The following is a 16,699-nucleotide window of genomic DNA, read 5'->3' on the forward strand; positions in this document are numbered from 1 at the left end:
GTTGAACAAAGATGCGGCGCAGGGTACGCACAATACACGCCCAGCGCAAGGGTGCCGCCTAAAATGGCTGGTATGAGCCATCCTTCCCACCCAGCCTCCACCGCCGCAGCCAACAGCGCCGCAGCCCCAGACACCACCAAATCCAGCAACTTTCTGCGCCAGATCATCGAATCTGACCTCGAAAAAGGCACCTACGCATCCCGCCGCTGGGCTGGCAGCCCGGGCGACGCCGCCCACCACGCCCAAGGCGCGCCCGACCCAGCCAAAATCCGCACCCGTTTCCCGCCCGAACCCAATGGTTACTTACATGTGGGCCACGCCAAAAGCATTTGCATCAACTTTGGCCTGGCGCGCGACTACAACGGCGTGTGCCACCTGCGCTTTGACGACACCAACCCCGAAAAAGAAGACATTGAATACGTCAACAGCATTGTTGACGCCATCAAATGGCTGGGCTTTGACTGGAACGGCGCACCAGACGCCGCGCCCTACCAGGCCAGCGACTACTTCGACTTCATGTACCGCGCAGCGGAATACCTGATTGAAGCGGGCCTGGCCTATGTGGACGAACAAACACCCGAACAAATGCGCGCCAACCGCGGCGACTTTGGCAAACCCGGTGTTGACAGCCCGTTCCGCAACCGCACAACGGCCGAGAACCTGGCACGTTTTCGCGAGATGCGCGACGGTAAATATGAAGACGGCGCTATGGTCTTGCGAGCAAAAATCGACATGGCCAGCCCCAACATCAACATGCGCGACCCGGCCATCTACCGCATCAAACACGCCGAACACCACAACACCGGCAACAAATGGTGCATCTACCCGATGTACACCTTTGCCCACCCGATTGAAGACGCGCTGGAGCAGATCACCCACAGCATCTGCACGCTGGAGTTTGAAGACCAGCGCCCGTTTTACGACTGGCTGATGGACCGCTTGTGTGAAGGTGGCCTGCTGGCCGCGCCCGCGCCGCACCAGTACGAATTTGCCCGCCTGAACCTCACCTATGTGATCACCAGCAAACGCAAGCTGGCTGCACTGGTGAACGAGAAAAAAGTCAACGGCTGGGACGACCCGCGCATGCCCACCATCGTCGGCCTGCGCCGCCGGGGCTACACCCCCGCCGCGATCCAAGCCTTTGCCGAACGCATTGGCGTGACCAAGAGCGACAGCTGGATCGACTACAGCACCCTGGAAGGCTGCCTGCGCGAAGACCTGGAGCTCAAAGCCCACCGCGGTTTTGCGGTGCTGAACCCGGTGAAACTGGTGCTGACCAACTGGGACGAGGTCATGGGCGCTGGCCACCTGGAGCCCTGCACCCAGCCCGCCCTGCCCCACCCACCCGAAGGTGTGGAAAGCCCCACACGCCACTTCACGATTGGCAAAGAAGTGTGGATTGAGCGCGAAGACTTTGAAGAAGTGCCACCCAAGGGCTACAAACGCCTCTTCCCCGGCAACAAGGTGCGCCTGAAAGGCGGCTATGTGATCGAATGCACCGGCTGCACCAAAGACGCTAGCGGCAGCATCACCGAAGTGCTGGCCACTCTGGTGCCCGACACCAAAAGCGGCACCCCCGGCAGCGACAGCGTCAAGGTCAAAGCCGCCATCACCTGGGTGGGCGTGGCCGATGGCGTCAACGCCGAAGTGCGTATGTACGACCGCCTGTTCCTGGACGCCCAGCCCGACGCGGGCGGCAAAGACTACCTGGAAAGCCTGAACCCCAACAGCCTGAAAGTCATCACCGCGATCGTCGAGCCCTCACTGGCCAACGCCGCAGCGGGCCATAACTTCCAATTTGAGCGGCATGGGTACTTTGTGGCGGATCGGGTGGATCACGTGCTAGGTAACAAGCCGGTGTTTAACTTGGCGGTGGGGTTGAGGGATAGTTGGGGTAAATAGCCTATGTACATCCAGTCTGTCGAAATCACAAATTACAAAAGCATTCACGAGCGACAGACTCTCAATTGGGAACCAGGATTTAATTTACTGGTCGGCGCCAACAATGCTGGCAAAACCACGGTTTTGGATGTCATTGATCTAGAGTTCGGTCTCAGCGAACCACATCGCTCCGAGCGAACAATCCCAGAGTTTGGCGGAAAAAATAATCTGCTGTCAGAGTTCGAGGTAACCTTAGCTACAAACTTCAACGAGCTTTGGCAGTTGACTGGCGCGTCACAGTTATATCTGCCAGTCACACAGATGGCTCTTCAGTTTGCCGGGAATGGCGCCGCTGAATCCATACGGAATTTTGCCGACGCAAATACGTCTCTGCGGCTTATTTCGAGTTTCGGTCACGGTTTAGAAAGAGTAACCGTTGTTGGAAATGATTTGATCCAAGGGATGGCAAGTAGAAACAGCAACTTACCTGTGCTTGCTGCCTTGCTCCAGTACAACCCATCACAACCAGCGCTTGATATTCAAATCGCAAATACTGCTGGGGTAAACAGCATTGCTGGACAGTATGCGCAGTTTTTCAAGCCGCGCATTTATCGATTTACCGCTCAACGACGACCTGGCGCGCAATGCGCTGCACAAGGCTCGCCCGCTCTGGATCGCGAAGCAATCACACTGCCTTACTGCATCAACCATCTTCAAACCAATGATGCACACGGCCACAAAATGCTCTGCGGTTGGGTTAATCGTATTTTCCCAAGTGTGAAGTGGGTGCAGGCACCGCCAAATGGTGGGAACTTTGAGCTGCGTTGTCTGCCACACATTCCTGAATCGCGACGCGATGATCTCTCGATCCCGTTGGCAAGAATGGGGGCTGGCATCGGCAATGTGATTGCTATGCTCTACGTTGTACTGACGTCCCGGGAACCACAGGTCATCGCCATCGATGAGCCCAACGCCTTTTTGCATCCTCGCGCTTTGCGTGAATTACTGGCAATTTTGGAGGCCGAAGGTAAACAGCATCAGTTCATCTTGACGGCCCATTCAGCCGACGTACTCACGGCAGTCAATACCAAAACCATCTCTTTTCTTGACTTTGACGGAATAGCAACCACAGTACGACAGGTTGGACATAAAGACCTGCACCTCCTTCGCAGCAACCTTGCTGAACTGGGTATTCGCATGACTGATCTTCACGCGAAAGACCGCGTCTTGTGGGTCGAAGGGCAGACAGAAGAACTCGTCATGCCGGATTTGCTGCGTTGGGCTTGCCCAGAAATTGCTGCTGGCACCTCTGTATTGCGCGTAGAGCGCACAGGCACCTTCTCCAAAAAAGGCGTCGAACCCGACGAGGTGGCCCAACTCTACGAGCGGCTTTCGACATCATCAGCATTGGTTCCGCCAATGGTTTGCATTTTGTTGGATGGGGAAACGCACAGCGAAGAACATCGCAGGAAAACTGAAGCTGGCTCAAAGGGAAAGCTGAGATTTCTTGATAGGCGAATGTTGGAAAACTACCTTCTTCATCCACAAGCCATCGTCGCTACTTTGGCGGTGTTGGATCTTTCAACAAACATCGAAGACGTTGGCAGTTCGCTGACCAGAAACATCGGCAGCGCAGATGCTGCTGAAGTCGATGGAGCGAAAGTACTGAAAGCTGTGTTTTCTGAATTATCAGAGGCTAAGTTGGAGTTCCGAAAAACTCGTGATGTCCCAACCCTCGTGGAATGGCTTCTTGAGAATGACCCGGAGTATCTTGCTCCACTACGTTCGTTTTTAAGGAGCATCTTTGAAATCGGAGACAAGGGGCCAAGCTCAATTTTCTAATAGTCTGTTGCATTGACCGCGTCAATGACCGGAGAGATTTAAAAGAACGGAAGAAAACCAATGGCTAAGTTTCTAAATACCAGCGCAACCAACTACTTCCTCGAAGAATTAATCAAAGGCGCGTCTGACCGCCTGATCCTGATCAGCCCCTTCCTCAAGCTCAACGACCGCATGAAAGAGCTGCTGGCCGACAAAAACCGGCTGAAGATCGACGTGCGTATCGTCTACGGCAAAAGCGAGTTGCAGCCACAAGAAATTGAATGGCTGCGAGGCCTGACCTACATCCGCACCAGCTTCTGCAAAAACCTGCACGCCAAGTGCTACATGAATGAAGAGTTGTGCATCATCACCAGCCTGAATCTGTACGAGTTCAGCCAGGTGAACAACAACGAGATGGGCATCCTGATCCAGCGCAGTGAAGACAGCCAGCTCTACAAAGATGCCTACGAAGAGGCGCAGCGCATCATCCGTATCAGCGAAGAAGTGCGTATTTCATTGGAGCGCGTCACCAACGAACCCGCCGCCACCGCCGCGCCAACGGATACCAGTGACGAGGCTGACGCCACAAACGACAAGTTGCCCTCCGGTAAGCTGGCGCAAAAGCTGGGCATGAAAGCCGCCGACCTGTTGAGCCACGCCACACAACATGGTTACTTGGCATTGAACGGCGACAAACATGTCGTCACGCCCAAGGGTGAGGCAGCCGGTGTTGAGTTCGTAGCCAAGGGTCGATTTGGACCGTACTTCTTGTGGCCGCAGGACTTTCAACTGCACTGATTTGTGCCATCAATTAGCTACATTAATTGCAGCTGCTAGCCCTTATTGAAAAATGGCTAGAGCCACATTTCTTATAAATCCCCAAGCTACTCTGGCAAAAGCCGACACCACTATGCCCCGCCCCCAAACCATCCAGATCTACCTCCCCGCTGGTGACCCACGCGGTATGCGGGTCGCAGAGATAACCACGCGTATTGTTCGAGTCATCGAAGTGCCACGCAGCCAGTTGGCGGACTTTTTGAAGTTGCCCGAGGCGCAGCAGGTGGGCGTCTACTTTTTGATGGGCGATTTATCGGATGCTGGCTTGCCACGTGTCTACATCGGCCAGTCTGGCTGTATGGGCAACCGATTGGCGCAGCACAACCAGAACAAGGACTTCTGGAACCGGGCGCTGGTGATCATTTCGCTCACCAATAGCTTGACGCAAACACACGCACTGTTTCTGGAGTGGTTTGCCATCGCAGAGGCCACCAAGGCCGGACGCTACAGCCTGGAGAACGGCAACACCGGCTCACAGCCCTACACCCCCGCGCCACTGCAAGCCGATTGCCATGAGATACATGAGACAGCGGCCACCTTGTTGGCAACCTTGGGGCAACCGATCTTCGAGCCATTGACTGCCATGGCAACTACTGGCAGTGGCCAAACAGCACCGCCCGAGTTGTTCTACTGCAAAGGCCCCGATGCCAATGGCGTGGGGGAGTACACCGCTGAAGGTTTTGTGGTTTACAAAAATTCCACTGCCCGCATAGACAACGTGGCATCGATCAAAGGCACATCACAAGAGCGATTCCGCGAGCAACTCGTCACCGATGGTGTGCTGCAACCACAAGGCAAGCAGTATGTTTTCACCCGGGACTACCTCTTCTCCAGCCCCAGCATGGCTGCTATTGCGGTGCTGGGCCGCTCGGCCAATGGCTGGATGGAATGGAAGACTGAGCAAGGGCAAACGCTGGATGGGGCGAAGCGGCAACTCTTGACATCTTCGACCTGAGTCAATGGTTTGCTATCAATCAAACCTGCCGAAGCAGCAAAGGCAAGAAACGCATGGCAACAAAAACTAAACGTTCGCCATTGGATCGAACACCCGCTTTGCGGGTTGCAGGCCAATCACTGGATGAAGAACTAGACGAGGTCCGTTATGACCACATGCTGTCTCCAATGCTGGTTGCGTTGTTCACAACCATCATCGCGTGCTTGGAGTGGTTTCGATATTTGACAAACAGTCCACCCTCCCCATGGATTTATTCCATTTTTGCCGTTGTGATGACTGGTTATGCCGTATTCAAGGTGTTACGAACACGCAAGCGAGTCCAGCAACTCAAGCTGGGCCGTGATGGCGAGCGCGTTGTGGCGCAGTATCTGGAGTGGTTTAGAACGTCCAACTTTTTCGTCTTTCACGATGTTCCCAACGGGGACGCCAATGTGGACCACGTTCTGATCGGACCTCAAGGTGTCTTCACAGTTGAAACCAAAACGCACACAAAACCGCTTCGGGGTGAATGCAAGGTCACGGTGGTGAATGGCGTCGTGCGAGCCAACGGTTTCGTTATTGAACGAAACCCCATCGTTCAGGCCAAGGCTCAAGCAGGTTGGTTGCGTAGTTTTCTGGCCGAAAGTCAATTCAACGTACGGGTATGGCCGGTGGTGGTCTTCCCTGGCTGGTTTGTCGAGCGGTTCGATTACCAAGCTGCAGGTGCATGGGTTCTGGAAGTCAAGGCGCTGAGCAAGTTCATCGAAAACGAGCCAGAACGTCATTCCCGCGAAGAAGTGCAAGCCATGGCATCAGCATTGCGAAGCTATATCAGAGCGCGGATGGAAAAGTAGCTCGGGCAACAGGCAAACAAAAGACCGGGGCTCGATTTCCCCTTTAATCGAATGACCCGTTCTGGACAGCGGCATGCGCGCTAACCACTAGATTTTTGCTACTCTATTAGAAGCATCTAGTGCAATCTGTATGAGGGCCAGGGGTCGATTTAGCACCAAATCGTTTGACGCCGCTAAACTCCAGCCTATGCCTGTCGTGTTTCGCTACAAATCTTTTCGCTTTTTCTTCTATTCAAATGAAGGGAACCCGCGTGAGGCTATGCATATCCATGTACGTGGTGCAGAGGGAGAGGCCAAGTTTTGGTTGACTCCGACTGTTTATCTTGCAGACAGTGATGGTTTTGACGCTCGAACACTGCGCGAGTTACGAGATGCCGTCATAACAAACAAAGATCTGATTGAAAGGACCTGGAATGATCACTTCGCCTAAAGCCGTCCGGTTTGATGAAGACACCTTGTGGGTCAGCCTCTCAGACGGCCGCACCATCGCAGCACCTCTGGCTTGGTTTCCTCGCTTGATGGAGGCGACACCTGTGCAGCTTGCCCAGGTCGAGCTGAGCAAAGGTGGTTTGCACTGGGATGCATTGGACGAAGATATTTCCATCGCAGGCCTACTGGCTGGGCAACCGGATCTGTCCAGGCACAGCAAGCAACTGACAGTCTAAGTGCAGATTGGCGTAGACCCTAGGTCAGCCGCTGGCTATGCGCGCTATCCTCGCGCCCATGCAAGCCACCAACATCCTCAGTTTCTGGTTCAACGAGTTAAGTCCGCAGCAGCAATTTGCCAAAGACGCTGCGCTGGACGCCGCCATTCGCAAGCGCTTTGGCGCCACGCTGGAGGCGGCTGCGCGGGGTGAGTTGGCGGCCTGGCGCGCCTCGGCTGCGGGGCGGCTGGCAGAGATCATCGTGCTGGACCAGTTCTCGCGCAATGTGTACCGCGACACGCCGCGCGCTTTTGCGCAGGACGCGCTGGCGCTGACCCTGGCGCAAGAGCTGGTGGCGCGTGGACAAGACCGCAACCTGCCGCTGGCGCAGCGCAGGTTTGCCTACATGCCCTATATGCACAGCGAATCCGCGCTGGTGCACACCCAGGCCGTGGCGCTGTTTTCGCAGCCGGGTCTGGAAGACGCCCTGCGCTACGAGTTGCAGCACCAGGCCATCATTGACCGCTTTGGCCGTTACCCGCATCGCAATGCCATTCTGGGCCGCACCTCCAGCGCCGAGGAACTGGCTTTTCTGAGTGAGCCGGGGTCGTCGTTTTAAGTTAGCGCCGTCAAAACGCTGCGGCTTTTGTAGCTGCTTGCCCTTATAAAAAAAGGGCTAGAGGCCAATTTGGCATACAAAGCCTGACCTTTAGCTAGCGCAAACAGCATTCGCCCGCTGCGGCGCCGTGAATGGGCTGCGGTGCTAAGGTCCACCCTTTTGACTCACCGGACATTCACCATGCTGTTTACCCCCTTGCAAGTTGGCCACCTCACGCTGCCCAACCGCATATTGCTTGCCCCCCTCACCCGCACCCGCGCTGGCTCAGAGCACCAGCCCAACGAGCTGATGGCCGAGTACTACGCCCAGCGCGCCAGCGGCGGCCTGCTGATCACCGAGTGCACCATGGTGCTGCCCAACACCTCGGCCTTTGTGGCCGAGCCTGGCATTTACTCTGCCGAGCAGATCGAAGGCTGGAAGAAAACCACCGCCGCCGTCCACGCCAAAGGCGGGCGCATCTTTTTGCAGATCTGGCACAGCGGGCGCGCGGCGCATGAGGACATCAACGGTGGCCAGGCCAGCGTGTCGTCCACCGCCGTGCCGATTGAGGGCGAGATCCACACGCCCAAGGGCAAGGTGCCCTACGCGCCCGCCCGTGTGCTGACCGAGGCCGAGATTCCGGCCATCGTCGCGGGCTTTGCCCAGGGTGCCAAAAACGCCATCGAGGCGGGTTTTGACGGTGTGGAGGTGCACGGCGCCAATGGTTACCTGATCGACCAGTTCCTGCGTGATGGCGCCAACCAGCGCACCGACGGCTACGGCGGCTCGATGGAGAAGCGCGCACGTTTCCTGTTTGAGGTGTTGACGGCAGTGACCGGCGCCATTGGTGCGGACCGCGTGGGCCTGCGCCTGTCGCCAATGAACAGCTTCAACAGCATGATCGACAGCGACCCGATCGGGCTGACCAGCTACCTGGCCGACAAGCTCAATGCCTACCAACTGGCCTATTTGCACCTGATGCGCGCCGACTTCTTTGGTGTGCAACAGGGTGATGTGATGACGGTGGCACGCGACAAGTACAAAGGTGTGCTGGTTGGCAACATGGGCTACACCGCCGACGAGGCCACCCAAGCCATCACCGACGGCAAGCTCGATGCGGTGGCCTTTGGCACCAGCTTCCTGGCCAACCCGGACCTGCCCGCGCGCATCCAGGCGGGTGCCGCTTTGAACGCGCCCGACGCCAGCACTTTCTACACGCCCGGCGCCAAGGGGTATACCGACTACCCCACGCTCTAAGCCCCCTGCGGCGGGGCGGCCCGCGTGCCACTATCATGGCGGCAACCACTCTCGCCCACGCCATGCCCCGCCGCAAGCACCACCACGTTTATGTGGTTGAACTCTCTCCAGACGTGCTGCTGGAGCCCCGTTTTCGCAAAAGCAACCCGAACTACATCGACGGCAAGCCCTGTGTGTATGTGGGCATGACCGGGCTGGACCCGGATGTGCGTTTTGACAAACACAAGGCGGGCATCCAGGCCAACCGTTTTGTGCAGCGTTACGGCCTGCGCCTGCTGCCCGATTTGTTTGAGGGCTTTAACCCGATGCGCTACGAAGACGCGGTAGACCGTGAGATCGAGATCGGCATTGACCTGCGTTCGGCCGGGTTTGGTGTCTGGCAGGCCTGAGGCGGCTTGTAAACTCGCAGGCTTTGCACCTGGACCCGGAGAACGTATGCCCAAAACAAACCACAAACCCTTCGTGATCGGTGTTGCAGGGGGCAGCGGCAGTGGCAAGTCGACGGTCACACGCCAGGTGCTGGCCTCCGTTGGCCCGGACATGGCCACCGTTTTGTACCAGGACGACTACTACCTGGACCAGACCGAGATGTCGCCCGAGGAGCGGCGCAAAACCAATTACGACCACCCCGATGCGTTTGACTGGCCGCTGATGATGCAGCACCTGCAGGCGCTTCGCCGTGGCGAGCCCATCGAGATGCCCACCTACGACTTCACCGCGCACAACCGCGCCAGCCAGACCATCACCCTGCAACCCGCGCCGGTGATTGTGGTGGAAGGCCTGTTTGCGCTGTATGACGCCGACCTGCGCAAGATGATGTCGCTCAAGATTTTTGTGGACACCGCGCCCGACGTGCGTTTTATCCGCCGCCTGCAGCGCGACATGGCCGAGCGCGGCCGCACGGCAGAGAGCGTGATCAACCAGTACATGGCCACCGTGCGCCCGATGCACAAACAGTTCATCGAACCCACCAAACGCCGCGCCGACGTGATCCTGCCCCACGGCGCCAACGACCCGGCGGTGGACATCATCACCACCAAAGTCAAAACCCTGATCCACGATCTGGGGCGGGCCTAAACACCCTGCAGCGCTGGGCTCTTACCAGCCATCGCCAAACGGACACCACCTTCACCATGCTCACCCCTTTCAAAAACCTGCTGACCAGTTTTTTCATGCCCGACGAGGCCGCTGGCCCAAGTCGGTCGCAGCGCCTGCAACTCGCCACGGCGGTCTTGATGGTGGAGGTGATGCGCGCGGATGCCAACATCAGCGCGGCCGAACGCGACCAGACACTGGCCACCTTGCGCCAGCGTTTTGCGCTGGACGAAGCGGCCCTGACACAGTTGTTGGCACAAGCCGAGCAAACCGCCCAGCGCGCCAACGACTACTTTCACTTCACTAGCGCCATGAACGACGACTTCACCCAGGCCGAAAAAATCCAGGTGGTGGAGTACATGTGGCAAGTAGCCTATGCAGATGGCGCGCTGGACGCCAATGAAAACCACCTCATCAGCAAGGTGGCGGGTCTGCTGCACGTGACCCACGGTGACTACATCGTTGCCAAGATGCGCGCCAAAGAGGCCGCACAGCGCCAGGACTGAACCGCATTTGCTCTATTTATCAGAGCTATATACCCTTATCAGATAAGGGCTAGAGGCAGGTTTTTCATATAAGCACGCGGAGATTTAGTCAGCTTGACAGATTGGTCATGGTGATCGTGCGCGGAGAGCCTGCACATGCAAGCCCTCGAAAACCCCAATTCGGGCATGATCAAACCCAATATGGGTATTGCCATCCGTCCCACCGAGTCACCATCTCTTGCCGACGCCCTTTTCCCCAAGGTGCGCCAGCGGATATTGGCTGTGCTGTTTGGTGCGCCTGACCGCAGCTTTTACGCCAACGAGTTGATAGCGCTGGCGGCTTCGGGCACAGGCGCGGTGCAGCGAGAGTTGGCCAGTCTGTCGGAGTCTGGGCTGCTGACCGTCAGCAAACAAGGCAACCAAAAGCACTACCAGGCCAACGCCAATACACCGGTGTTTACCGAGTTGCGCGCTCTGGTGCTCAAAACCATGGGGCTGGCCGATGTGCTGCGCAACGCGCTCAGCCCGCTGGCGGCGCAAATCGACTTTGCGTTTGTTTATGGCTCGGTGGCGCTGCAGCAAGACAAGGCGCAGAGTGATGTGGACGTGATGATCGTTAGCGCCAGCCTGACTTATGGGGAGGTGTTTGGCGCGCTGGAGGATGCAAGCTTGTCACTTGGCCGCAAGGTCAACCCCACGCTTTACACCCGGTCGGATTGGGACAAACGTGTGGCGCAAGACAGCGCCTTTGTCACCCGCGTGTTGCAGCAACCCAAAATTTGGCTGATTGGCAGCGAGGAGCAAATCCATGCACCCAGCGCTTAAACAAACATCCCCCCCGACACCTCAATACGCTGCGCGTTGACCCAGCGGTTGTCGGCTGACACCAGCGAGGCCACCATGGCGCCAATGTCGTCGGCCTCACCCACCCGGCCCAACGCGGTTTGGGATGCGACGAAAGCATTGAGCTGCGGTGTGTCGCGCACAGCGCCGCCGCCAAAGTCGGTGGCAATGGCGCCTGGCGCCACGGTGTTGACGGCAATGCCGCGTGGTCCGAGTTCTTTGGCCATGTAGCGGGTCAACACCTCTACCGCGCCTTTCATCGCGGCGTAGGCCGCGTAGCCAGGCAAGGCAAAACGGGTCAGCCCGGAAGACAGGTTGACGATCCGGCCACCGTCGGCCATCAGCGGCAGCAGTTTTTGCGTCAAGAAGAAAACGCCTTTCAGATGGATGTTGACCATGTCATCAAACTGGGCTTCGGTGGTGTCCATCAGGCTGGCGTGGGCGCCGGTGCCGGCGTTGTTGATCAACGCATGGAAGGTGCTGCTGCCCCACTGCGCCAGCAACGCGTCACGCACCTGGGTGGCAAAGGCGGCAAAGCTGCTGCTGTCCGACACGTCAAGCGGCAGCGCCACGGCCTTCTGGCCTAGAGCCTCGATCTGTGCAACCACTTCGGCGGCCTCGGCCTGTTTGCTGCGGTAGGTGAGGATCACGCCGTGGCCTTGTTTGGCCAGGTGCAATGCGGTGCTTTTGCCCAGCCCACGGCTGCCGCCGGTGACCAAAACGATGGAGGGTGATGTCGACATGGTGTGTTTCCTTTGTAGTTAGGTTGTGATGGAAACGAAGTCTATTGATCAACTTCATCCAGATAAATAGGGGTATTACGATTTGTTTGTTCTCTAAAATTGAACAATGAGCTTTTTAGACCAGATGAACATCTTTGCGCGGGTGGCCGAGTTGTCGAGCTTTACCCAGGCGGCCGACAGCCTGGGTTTGCCCAAGGCCAGTGTGTCCAACGCTGTGCAGCAGTTGGAAAACCAGCTGGGTGTGCGCCTGTTGCACCGCACCACCCGCAAGGTCGTGCTCACCAACGACGGCCAGTCGTTTTACGAGCGCTGCAAAGACGCCCTGGCCGACATGGACGAGTTGCAGACCATGTTTCAGCTGCAACGTGCCAACCCTTTGAAGGGGCGAGTGCGGCTGGACATGTCAACCGTTGTCGCCCGGCAAGCGGTGTTGCCGCGTTTGCCAGAGTTGGTACAACAACACTCCCAGCTGCAGTTGGAAATCAGCAGCACCGAGCGGCGGGTGGACCTGGTGCGCGAGGGCTTTGACTGTGTGGTGCGCGCCGGCCCGGTGACAGACCCCGGGCTGATCACGCGGCCCGTGGGTGCCATGCGCATGGCCAACTGCGTGAGCCCGGCCTACATCGCGCGCTGCGGTGTGCCACAGAGCCTGTCAGATCTGGCCCGGCACACCCAGGTGATTTACACCGCCACACTGGGTGCCAAACCCACCGGTTTTGACTACTCCGAGGCGGGTGAGGACCGTAGCCTGCCCATGCCCGGCCCGGTTACCGTGAACAATGCCGAGGCGTATCAGGCGGCCTGCCTGGCGGGCCTGGGGCTGATCCAGGTGCCGTTTGTCGGGGTGCGGGAACTGATTGAACAGGGCCAGCTGGTCGAGGTGCTGCCCGACTGGCCCGCACCGCCCATGCCCTTGGCGCTGGTCTACGCCAACCGCCGCAACCTCTCGACCCGCGTGCGGGTCGTGATGGACTGGTTGCACGGTGTGCTGCTGGATTACCTGGATGAGTCGGGTGATGGCCCACGGCCTAGTCCCTCAACAAATCCTGTGTAGCATGGCCGTTTTGCACCTTGAGAGGTAAGTTATGCCTGCCTACATGCTCCTGATGATTGAGCCGCCAACCCAGCGTGCCACCCGCACCGAGGCGCAGGGCCGCGAGGTTTACGCCCGTATGCAGCGCTTTGGCGAAGGCCTGCGCCAGCAAGGCAAGTTGCTGGCGATGGAGTCGCTGGCGTCACAGGCCAGCGCGGTGCGCGTGAGTGGGGTGGGCGGCAACAGCCGCGTGCTGGACGGCCCGTTTTCTGAGGCCAAGGAAATGGTGGGCGGCTTTTTTATGGTCGACTGCGCCAGCCTGGACGAGGCGGTGGCCCTTGCCCGGTTATGCCCGGCGGCCGAGTGGGCCACGGTGGAGGTGCGCGCACTCGCGCCCTGTTACGACGACAGCCAGGCTTGACCTGACGGCTAGGGTTTGTACTGAGATGGGTGCTGTCGAAAACGCCCGGTCTGTTTCGTCGTACCCATAGAAGCCACTGAACCGGCTTCACGCAAGGCACGGCAAGCCCGCCACCGCCCGCGTCAACCACTTTGGAGTGCCCCATGACCACCCTGCATTTCGACATCCTCATCCACGCCCCGCCCAAGCAGGTGTGGGCCACCATGCTGCAGTCGCCCACCTACGAGCGCTGGACCGCCGCCTTCTGCGAAGGCTCACGTTTTGAAGGTTCGTGGGACGAAGGCCAGACAATGCGTTTTCTAGGCCCGCAAGGCGCGGGCATGGTGGCCGAAATCGCGGCGAACCGGCCGGGGGAGTTCGTCTCGATCCGGCACCTGGGCATGATTAAAGAGGGTGTGGAAGACACCACCAGCGACGCGGCGGGCGCCTGGGCACCGTGTTTTGAAAACTACAGCTTCACCGCCGAGGCGGGCGGCACCCGCTTGCGTGTTGACTGCGACGACTGCGGCGCTGGCGAGGACTGGATGGCGCAGACCTGGCCCAAGGCGCTGCAGTCCCTCAAGACCATCTGTGAAACCCCCACCTGAAGGAGAAGCCCATGAGTACCGTCACCGTTCCCATGTGTTCCGTTGTGCATTTTGAAATGCCGTACAAGGACCGCGAACGCGCCGCGCAGTTTTACGCCGCCGCCTTCGGCTGGACCCACCAGTTTCTGGGCCCCGAGATGGGCGACTACTTGCTGGTCAACACCGCACCTGCAGGTGCGCGACCACCGATGCCACCCGAGGCGGCGCTAGGCTCCATCAACGGTGGCCTCTTCCCCTTCCAGGCTGACGGGCCGGTGCAACACCCCTCAGTGGTGATCGCGGTGGAGAACATCCGCGCCGCCATGCAACGGGTGACAACAGCAGGTGGCGCGGTGCTCGGTGAACCCATGACCATTCCTGGCGTGGGCGAGTACGTGGTGTTTTGCGACACCGAGGGCAACCACAACAGCATGCTGCAGCCCAATATGGCCACACCCGACTGCCCCGCCTGAACTGCCAAGGAAAACACCATGCGATTCATGATCATCGTCAAATCTTGCCCCGAGTTCGAGGCCGAGCTCACCCCAGAAGCGCCTGAAGAACTCATGGCCGAGATGGCGGCCTACCACGACGAGCTGGCGCGCGCGGGTGTGTTACTCGACGGCAGTGGCCTGCACCCCAGCCGCACCGGCTGGCGCATTCACTACGACGCCTCTGGCCAGCGGGTGGTGGACGGCCCATTTGCCGAGGCCAAGGAGCTGATCGCGGGCTACACACTGATCCAGGTGCGCTCGCGCGACGAAGCCTTGGAATGGAGCCGCCGTTTCCCCAACCCCGCCGGGCGCGGCAAAGAGGCGGTGATCGAGCTGCGCAAGCTCATTGAACTCGACGAGTTTCCGCCGAGCGACGCGCTGGACAAGTTCAAACAGTTGGAAGCCCGTCAGACAACCTGAGCCCCGACTCACCCACCACCAGGAGAACCCAAGGTGTTCAAACAAATCTTCGTCAATCTGCCCATCCAGGACATGGCCCGCTCCAAAGCCTTCTTCCAGGCGCTGGGCCTGAGCTTCAACCCGCGTTTCACCAACGAACAAGGCGCCTGCCTGGAGGTAGGTGAGAACTTCTACGCCATGCTGCTGGTGGAGCCCTTCTTCCAGGGCTTCACCAAGAAGCCAATTTGCGACGCACATCAGGCCACCGAGGTGCTGCTGGCACTGTCGGTGGACAGCCGCGCCGAGGTCGACGAAGTGGTCGCCAAAGCCGTGGCCGCCGGTGCCACCACACCCAATGCGCGACAGGACCATGGCTTCATGGTCCAGCACGGTTTTTCCGACCTGGACGGTCACCAGTGGGAGGTGTTCTGGATGGACGAAGCAGCAGCGCCCGCGCAGATGTAGAAACGGCGCGTGTCTTCCGCCGTCCACCACACCCTTGCCGCCGTCTGGCGCATCGAGTCAGCGCACATCGTTGCGGCGGTGGCGCGTCGTGTGCGCGACATTGGCATGGCCGAGGAACTGGCGCAAGACGCCCTGGTGGCCGCGCTGGAACACTGGCCCAAAAACGGCCTGCCCGATAAGCCCGCTGCCTGGCTCATGACCACCGCCATCAACCGCGCGCTGGACTGGCTGCGCCACCGCCTGATGGTGGAGGCAAGGCACAACGACATCGCCAACGACCTGCAGGCGCGGCAAGCCCACGTGGTGCCCGACTTTGTGGACACGCTTGACGCAGTGCGGCAGGACGAGATTGGTGACGACCTGTTGCGTCTGATCTTCACCGCCTGTCACCCGGTGCTGCCACGCGACGCGCGGGTGGCGCTCACACTCAAGCTGCTGGGCGGCCTGAGCACCCATGAAATCGCCCGCGCCTTCCTGGTGCCCGAAGCCACCATCGCGCAGCGCATCGTGCGCGCCAAACGCACACTGGCCGATGCACAGGTGCCGTTTGAGGTGCCGCGTGGCGCGCAGCTGGCCGAGCGCCTGGCCTCGGTGCTCGAAGTGGTCTACCTGATCTTCAACGAGGGTTACACCGCCACCAGCGGTGACGACTGGATGCGCCCGGAACTGTGCGCTGAGGCCCTGCGCCTGGGCCGCATGCTGGCCGAACTGGCCCCCGATCAGGCCGAGGTGCATGGCCTGGTGGCGCTGATGGAAATACAGGCCTCACGCACAGCGGCCCGCACTGACGCCCAGGGCAAGCCGGTGTTGCTTAACCACCAGAACCGCGCCCGCTGGGACCATCTGCTGATCCGCCGTGGCCTGGCCGCGCTGGAGCGCGCCGAGCACCTGGGCCAGGCGCCGGGCAGCTACACCTTGCAGGCCAGTATCGCCGCCTGCCATGCCCGTGCCCCCACCGCCGAAGAGACCGACTGGGCGCGTATAGCGGCGCTCTACGCCCAACTCATGCAGGTAGCGCCCTCACCGGTTGTAGAACTCAACCGCGCGGTGGCGGTGGCCATGCACCAAGGTCCGGTCGCAGGCCTGGCTTTGGTCGACAGCCTGTTGCAAGACAGCAGCCTGCGGTCTTACCACCTGCTGCACGCCGTACACGCCGACCTGCTGCAAAAACTCGGGCGCAAGGATGAGGCCCAAGTAGCGCTGCACCACGCTGCGGCGCTGGCAAACAACGCCCAAGAACGGGCGCTGCTGATGCAGCGGGCGCAAGACCAGGCTGGCTGAGCGCTGCAGTTGGTGCTTCCTTTTTAGAAGCTATCTACCCTTGCACAG

21 protein-coding genes are annotated in these 16,699 nt (G+C 59.3%); 20 read left to right on the plus strand and 1 reads right to left on the minus strand.

All coding sequences use genetic code 11. From position 1 onward, the window contains the following. The first annotated feature begins 72 nt into the window (after positions 1 to 72). From FDG13_RS17490 to FDG13_RS17550, 13 genes are all read left to right on the plus strand, one after another. The gene (locus FDG13_RS17490; RefSeq protein ID WP_180131271.1) at positions 73 to 1,902 is read left to right on the plus strand and encodes a glutamine--tRNA ligase/YqeY domain fusion protein; all 1,830 of its coding nucleotides are present in this window, start codon (positions 73 to 75) and stop codon (positions 1,900 to 1,902) included. Between the two features lie 3 nt (positions 1,903 to 1,905). Further along, positions 1,906 to 3,723 carry an ATP-dependent endonuclease gene (locus FDG13_RS17495; protein WP_180131274.1) on the plus strand — a complete coding sequence of 606 codons (1,818 nt, stop codon included), beginning with the start codon at positions 1,906 to 1,908 and terminating at the stop codon, positions 3,721 to 3,723. Between the two features lie 60 nt (positions 3,724 to 3,783). Then, on the plus strand, positions 3,784 to 4,500 hold the full coding sequence (locus FDG13_RS17500; RefSeq protein WP_180131277.1) for a phospholipase D family protein: 717 nt from the start codon (positions 3,784 to 3,786) through the stop codon (positions 4,498 to 4,500). Positions 4,501 to 4,612: 112 nt separating this feature from the next. Beyond that, positions 4,613 to 5,494 (plus strand): GIY-YIG nuclease family protein, encoded by an 882-nt coding sequence (locus FDG13_RS17505; protein WP_180131279.1) that lies wholly within the window; start codon positions 4,613 to 4,615, stop codon positions 5,492 to 5,494. A 53-nt stretch (positions 5,495 to 5,547) separates the two neighbouring features. Beyond that, positions 5,548 to 6,327, plus strand: coding sequence for a nuclease-related domain-containing protein (locus FDG13_RS17510; RefSeq protein WP_180131282.1), 780 nt, complete (start codon positions 5,548 to 5,550; stop codon positions 6,325 to 6,327). A 259-nt stretch (positions 6,328 to 6,586) separates the two neighbouring features. Continuing rightward, a complete protein-coding gene (locus tag FDG13_RS17515) occupies positions 6,587 to 6,757 on the plus strand; it encodes a DUF4160 domain-containing protein (RefSeq protein WP_255435366.1) in 171 nt (56 codons plus the stop codon). After that, complete coding sequence (locus FDG13_RS17520; RefSeq protein ID WP_180131285.1) at positions 6,741 to 6,992, plus strand: DUF2442 domain-containing protein; 252 nt, start codon at positions 6,741 to 6,743, stop codon at positions 6,990 to 6,992. Before FDG13_RS17515 ends, FDG13_RS17520 begins: the two co-directional genes overlap by 17 nt. A gap of 37 nt (positions 6,993 to 7,029) precedes the next feature. Next, a complete protein-coding gene (locus FDG13_RS17525; RefSeq protein WP_370528248.1) occupies positions 7,030 to 7,590 on the plus strand; it encodes a DUF924 family protein in 561 nt (186 codons plus the stop codon). Positions 7,591 to 7,770: 180 nt separating this feature from the next. Next, positions 7,771 to 8,826, plus strand: coding sequence for an alkene reductase (locus FDG13_RS17530; protein WP_180131288.1), 1,056 nt, complete (start codon positions 7,771 to 7,773; stop codon positions 8,824 to 8,826). Positions 8,827 to 8,888: 62 nt separating this feature from the next. Then, the gene (locus FDG13_RS17535; protein ID WP_180131291.1) at positions 8,889 to 9,215 is read left to right on the plus strand and encodes a hypothetical protein; all 327 of its coding nucleotides are present in this window, start codon (positions 8,889 to 8,891) and stop codon (positions 9,213 to 9,215) included. Positions 9,216 to 9,261: 46 nt separating this feature from the next. Continuing rightward, a complete protein-coding gene (udk, locus tag FDG13_RS17540) occupies positions 9,262 to 9,903 on the plus strand; it encodes a uridine kinase (RefSeq protein WP_180131293.1) in 642 nt (213 codons plus the stop codon). A 56-nt stretch (positions 9,904 to 9,959) separates the two neighbouring features. Further along, positions 9,960 to 10,427: a TerB family tellurite resistance protein gene (locus tag FDG13_RS17545; protein WP_180131296.1), complete on the plus strand. Its 468-nt coding sequence runs from the start codon at positions 9,960 to 9,962 to the stop codon at positions 10,425 to 10,427. Positions 10,428 to 10,562: 135 nt separating this feature from the next. Next, on the plus strand, positions 10,563 to 11,231 hold the full coding sequence (locus FDG13_RS17550; protein ID WP_370528249.1) for a transcriptional regulator: 669 nt from the start codon (positions 10,563 to 10,565) through the stop codon (positions 11,229 to 11,231). Here the strand turns inward: FDG13_RS17550 and FDG13_RS17555 are convergent. Next, complete coding sequence (locus FDG13_RS17555; RefSeq protein ID WP_180131300.1) at positions 11,228 to 11,992, minus strand: SDR family NAD(P)-dependent oxidoreductase; 765 nt, start codon at positions 11,990 to 11,992, stop codon at positions 11,228 to 11,230. The genes FDG13_RS17550 and FDG13_RS17555 overlap by 4 nt on opposite strands. Positions 11,993 to 12,098: 106 nt before the next feature. Between FDG13_RS17555 and FDG13_RS17560 the strand changes: the two genes are divergently transcribed. The 7 genes from FDG13_RS17560 (at position 12,099) to FDG13_RS17590 (ending at position 16,651) form a co-directional block, all read left to right on the plus strand. Further along, the gene (locus FDG13_RS17560) at positions 12,099 to 13,046 is read left to right on the plus strand and encodes a LysR family transcriptional regulator (RefSeq protein WP_180131303.1); all 948 of its coding nucleotides are present in this window, start codon (positions 12,099 to 12,101) and stop codon (positions 13,044 to 13,046) included. Between the two features lie 31 nt (positions 13,047 to 13,077). Next, positions 13,078 to 13,446, plus strand: a complete 369-nt coding sequence (locus FDG13_RS17565) for a YciI family protein (protein WP_180131307.1) — start codon at positions 13,078 to 13,080, stop codon at positions 13,444 to 13,446. Between the two features lie 143 nt (positions 13,447 to 13,589). Further along, positions 13,590 to 14,033 (plus strand): SRPBCC domain-containing protein, encoded by a 444-nt coding sequence (locus FDG13_RS17570; protein WP_180131310.1) that lies wholly within the window; start codon positions 13,590 to 13,592, stop codon positions 14,031 to 14,033. An 11-nt stretch (positions 14,034 to 14,044) separates the two neighbouring features. Next, positions 14,045 to 14,485 (plus strand): VOC family protein, encoded by a 441-nt coding sequence (locus FDG13_RS17575; RefSeq protein ID WP_218942783.1) that lies wholly within the window; start codon positions 14,045 to 14,047, stop codon positions 14,483 to 14,485. Positions 14,486 to 14,503: 18 nt separating this feature from the next. Beyond that, positions 14,504 to 14,926 carry a YciI family protein gene (locus tag FDG13_RS17580; protein ID WP_180131313.1) on the plus strand — a complete coding sequence of 141 codons (423 nt, stop codon included), beginning with the start codon at positions 14,504 to 14,506 and terminating at the stop codon, positions 14,924 to 14,926. A 33-nt stretch (positions 14,927 to 14,959) separates the two neighbouring features. Then, positions 14,960 to 15,370: a VOC family protein gene (locus FDG13_RS17585; protein WP_180131316.1), complete on the plus strand. Its 411-nt coding sequence runs from the start codon at positions 14,960 to 14,962 to the stop codon at positions 15,368 to 15,370. 9 nt (positions 15,371 to 15,379) lie between these two features. Further along, positions 15,380 to 16,651 (plus strand): RNA polymerase sigma factor, encoded by a 1,272-nt coding sequence (locus tag FDG13_RS17590; RefSeq protein WP_180131319.1) that lies wholly within the window; start codon positions 15,380 to 15,382, stop codon positions 16,649 to 16,651. Positions 16,652 to 16,699: the final 48 nt, after the last annotated feature.

Origin of the sequence: Rhodoferax sp. BLA1, assembly GCF_013416775.1 — a bacterium.
Classification (GTDB): domain Bacteria; phylum Pseudomonadota; class Gammaproteobacteria; order Burkholderiales; family Burkholderiaceae_C; genus Rhodoferax.